Genomic DNA, 4603 nt, shown 5'->3' on the forward strand with positions numbered 1-4603 from the left:
AATTCCGGGACAAGGTGTCCAGGTCGTCGAGGCCAACGTTTCACCGCGCCAGGGCGAGGCTCCTGCCGAGCCAGGCGCCGGCCCAGGCTTGCCGACAGGCCTCGTTCCCGCGCGACAAATCCTGGACAAGACGCCCGGGTCGTCCAGGCCAGCTTTTCATCGCGCCAGGCCCGGCGAGGCGGGGTGGACGCGGGGGTCTTTCGGCTTCTCGCCGCCAAACGGTCGGCGATTTGCGTGAGCGCAGCGGGCCACGCCTCGAGGTCCGTGACGTCTTCCGGGCCGGGCGCTCCTCCACGGCCATGCACCCAAACGGAGCCAACCTGATGAGTCCCGACGACTCCCTGACCGTCGCCATCGCCGACGAACCCGGCGACATCGAGAAGGCCATCGGCCAGTCCCTCGGCCGGCTCGCGCTGGACGACTTCCGCGACAAGGTCGTCGCCATCAAGCCCAATGACACCACCGCGACGGCGAAGGACAAGACCGCCTGCACCCAGGCGGACTCCCTCCGCGCCACGATCCGGTTCGTCAAGACGCTCCACCCCGCGAAGATCGTCGTCAGCGGAGGCGCGGGGAAGATGGAAACGGATGAGGTGTTCAAGGTACTCGGCTACTTCGAGGTGATCGAGTCCGAGGGCGTGGAATGGTTCGACCACAACAAGGCACCCTTCGTCGGGGTCGACCTCCCGTTCGGCCCGCAGCGCCGGGTCATGGTCAATCCACGCGTGCTCGAATATGAAAAGATTGTTTCCTTGGCCCAGCTCAAGGTCCATTCGACGGCGACGGTGACGCTGGCGATCAAGAACATCGCCATGAGCTTCCCGGCCGCCGACTTCTACGGACACCCGCGCGTCAGCCAGGAGCTCCACCCGCACAACATCCTCCAGGACAAGCAGGCGTTCCTCGTGGGCATGCTGATGCGGTTCCCGATCGACCTGGCGATCGTCACCGGCCATCCGGCGATGATCGGCAAGGGCCCCGTGGGCGGGAAGGCGATCGAGACCGGGCTGGTGATCGCCGGCCGCGACGCGGTCGCCGTCGACTCGGTGGGGGCGCATCTGCTCGGTTTCGAGACGCTGGCCGTCCAGCACCTCCGCCAGGCCGCGGAGCTCGGATTGGGAATTGCTTACACCCCGATCGGTGCGGAGACCGGGCACACTCGCCTGAAGATCGCGGGCGTCTCCGTGGAGGCCGCGGAGAAGTCCTTCCGCGAGGCGGCCTACGGCGAGGCCTTTTGATGTTGCCGATTCGGCCAGGCATCCCCTCCGCCGGCGCCGCATTTGCGGGATTTGCGGGATGTTGGGCTCCGCCAACTTGAGTCGTCTATGCCGACGTCGAGTGAGTGGTTCCCCCCATCGATCTCTTCGTTCGGTCCCGACAGGGAGCGACTCCATGGCCAAGACCGCGTCCGATCTGCTGTTCGACCGCCTCCTCGCGTGGGGGGTCGACACGATCTTCGGCATCCCGGGAGACGGGATCAACGGCTTCATGGAGGCGCTGCGCAAGCTCCGCGAGCAGATCCGGTTCATCCAGGTCCGTCACGAGGAGGGCGCCGCCCTCGCCGCCTGCGGCTACGCGAAGTTCACCGGGCGGCTCGGCGTCTGCATCGCCACGAGCGGCCCGGGCGCGATCCACCTCCTGAACGGCCTCTACGACGCCAAGATGGACAACACCCCCGTCCTGGCGATCACCGGCCAGACCTACCATGACCTGATGGGGATGCGGTATCAGCAGGAGGTCGACCTGCTCAGCCTCTTCAAGGATGTCGCCGTCTTCAACCAGCAGATCATGAGCCCCGGGCACGCCCAGGCCCTGGCCGACGCCGCCTGCCGCGCGGCCCTCGGCACGAAGGGGGTGGCGCATATCAACTGTCCGAACGATTGGCAGGACCTCACGGAGGATAAGCCTTCGCCGATGAACGAACCGGGGCACACGAGCATCGCCTGGACGCCGCCCGTCGTCGTGCCCGAGGCCCAATCGCTGGTGACCGCCGCGGCGCTCCTGAACGCGGGGCGGAAGACGGTCATCATGGTCGGGCAGGGGGCACGCGGGGCCACGGATGAGATCGAGCGAATGGCCGAGGCCCTGGCGGCGCCGGTCGTCAAGGCGCTGCTGGGCAAGGACGTCGTCCCGGACGACTCGCCGTACTGCACCGGCGGGCTCGGCCTGCTGGGGACGCTGCCGTCGGAGAAGGCGATGGAGGAGTGCGACAGCCTCCTGCTCGTCGGCACCAATTTCCCCTACATGAATTACCTGCCCAGGCCCGGCCAGGCGAAGGCGGTGCAGATCGACCGCGACCCGACCCGGCTCGGCATCCGCTACCCGATCGACATCGGCCTCACCGGCGACGCGCCCGCCACGATCGCGGCGCTCCTGCCGCTCCTGGAGCGTCGGGAGGACCGCTCGTTCCTGGAGAAGGCCCGGGGGCGGATGGCGGATTGGGACGCGTTGATGCGGGACCGCCAGACGCGGCCCGACGTACCGCTCAAGCCGCAGGTGGTCGCCGCGGCCGTGAACGAGCACCTGCGGGAGGGGGCGATCGTCACGACCGACTCGGGGACGATCACCACCTGGGCGGCGCGGCACATCCGCATGAAGCGGGGGATGCGGTTCTCCTGCTCGGGCAACCTCGCGACGATGGCGCCGGCGCTGCCGTACGCCAACGGCGCCCAGGTCGCGTTCCCCGACCGGCAGGTGGTCGCCTTCGTCGGCGACGGCGGATTCACGATGCTCGGCTGCGAGTTCATCACGGCCGTCAAGTACAAGCTCCCCATCCGCGTGATCGTCATCAAGAACAACGTGTTCGGCCAGATCAAGTGGGAGCAGATGATCTTCCTGGGCAACCCCGAGTACGGCGTCGAGCTCGAGCCGATCGACTTCGTGAAGTTCGCCGAGGCATGCGGCGGCGCCGGCTTCCGGTGCGAGACGCCCGACGAGGTCGCGCCGGCGATGGCCGCGGCGTTCGCGACCAGGGGCCCGTCGCTCGTCGAGGCGGTCGTCGACCCGTTCGAGCCGCCGATGCCGGCGCAGGCGACGATCAAGCAGGGGCTGAAGCTCGCCGAATCGCTCGTCCGCGGCCAGCCCCACGCCGGCAAGATCGCCACCACCATCTTCCGGGACAAGGTCCATGAGCTGCTCTGAGGCCATCGCCATCGGCCGGAGAGATTGATGCCAGCCCGACTCGGAGAGAGCGCCGTCCCGATCGAGAAGATCGAGGCCTCCGCCTACGTCGTGCCGACCGACGCCCCCGAGTCGGACGGGACGATCGCCCGGGAGTCGACCACGCTCGTCGTCGAGGCGACGGGCGGCGGGGCGTCCGGGATCGGCTACAGCTATAGTGATCCCAACGACGTGACGGGCTCATCGACGAGTCGGGGGCGCGGCGTGGCCATCGGCGCGACTTCCCATGGAAGAGCCTGGCCACGTCGTGGCCGCTGATTCCCCTGCGTTTGCCGCGGGGAGGCCGATGGTCGTTCCGCTTCCGTCCCCTAAGTGGCGTGCGGGTGAGGCCGACGATATAGTGATCGCGCCCGACGGTTGACCGTCGGGCCGTGGTCATCGACCTTCGTTGTTCCGAGCAGGCCGACCGATGAAATCCATGGCGGAGTGCGTCCGGCGGATCGCAGAGCACCCCGGGGAGCTGTCCCTCAGGCTCGACCTGGCCGATCTTCTCGAGCGGCATCGGAAGCCCCAGCTCGCGAGATGGATGCGCGAGGGCCTGGCGGTCCATGGCGCGATCAACCCCATCGGCTCCACGTTCCCCACCGGTTCGGTGTGGGGCAACGTGCGGTACTCGTCGTACGTTTGCCCTTGCGAGCCGACCCCTCAGCAACGGCTCGAGCAGTTCGTTCGCATTTGCCCGGGTTACTGGAAGACTCCGGAACGCTGCGGCTTCGGCGACTACTACGGTCGAATCATCATCTCCTGCTCGGCCGTGAATTCGCCGAGCAATCGAGAGCAGGTCGACGAGCTCGGGACGATGACCTGGCTCGAGGACCTGCGGGACGACGGACTCCTCGAGGTCATCGAGTTCAACGTCGGGAGGCCGGAGACCGCGGAGTGGATGCTCGAGCTGCCCGAGGCGATCCGCAAGCTCCCGTTCTCGCTCAACGCGGCACGCGCGGGCGGGGGCGGATTCACGCGGGAATTGTCGAGACGACTCTTCTCGTGGCCTTCCCTCATCGGACTCTACCTGACCATGGGGGCGTTCCCGCCGGCCGTCGTCGCCGAGTTGCCCGAACTGGCTACCGAGCTTCAGTTCCTGAGCCTGGAGTTCGAGCGCCGTACCAGGATGGTCGAGGACCTCATCCAGGGCCTTCCCCGCCTCCCGAACCTCCGGTTCCTCGCCCTCCTCGGTCCCCTGAAGCCGACCGAGGGGGACCTGGCCGCGATCGTGGCGGGCCCGCGCCTGGCGGCGCTCGGCCTCCATTCGCGGCATCTGACCCGGGCCGATCTGTTCGCCCTCGGGCGGAGCACGGCCCTGAGATGGCTGGGCCTCGATTCGGAGATCGTGACGCGTGCCGACCTGGGCGAGTTTCGCGCGGCCTTCCCGAAGGTGCAACTGATTCTCTCGCGGGACATGCAAACCCGCCTCGGCCCGGCC

The 4603-nt window shown here is 68.0% G+C and carries 4 protein-coding genes; all 4 read left to right on the forward strand.

Features of this window, described 5'->3' with window-relative positions; translation table 11 throughout:
- Positions 1-323: 323 nt before the first annotated feature.
- Positions 324-1238: a DUF362 domain-containing protein gene (locus tag G6O54_RS36450; protein WP_165235866.1), complete on the forward strand. Its 915-nt coding sequence runs from the start codon at positions 324-326 to the stop codon at positions 1236-1238.
- Positions 1239-1392: 154 nt separating this feature from the next.
- Positions 1393-3141, forward strand: coding sequence for a thiamine pyrophosphate-dependent enzyme (locus tag G6O54_RS36455; protein WP_165235868.1), 1749 nt, complete (start codon positions 1393-1395; stop codon positions 3139-3141).
- A gap of 27 nt (positions 3142-3168) precedes the next feature.
- A complete protein-coding gene (locus G6O54_RS36460; protein ID WP_165235871.1) occupies positions 3169-3438 on the forward strand; it encodes a hypothetical protein in 270 nt (89 codons plus the stop codon).
- Positions 3439-3589: 151 nt separating this feature from the next.
- Positions 3590-4603 (forward strand): hypothetical protein (locus G6O54_RS36465; RefSeq protein WP_165235874.1); only part of this gene is annotated, 1014 nt, incomplete at its 3' end.

Origin of the sequence: Aquisphaera insulae, assembly GCF_011064615.1 — a bacterium.
In the GTDB taxonomy this organism is placed as follows: Bacteria; Planctomycetota; Planctomycetia; order Isosphaerales; family Isosphaeraceae; genus Aquisphaera; species Aquisphaera insulae.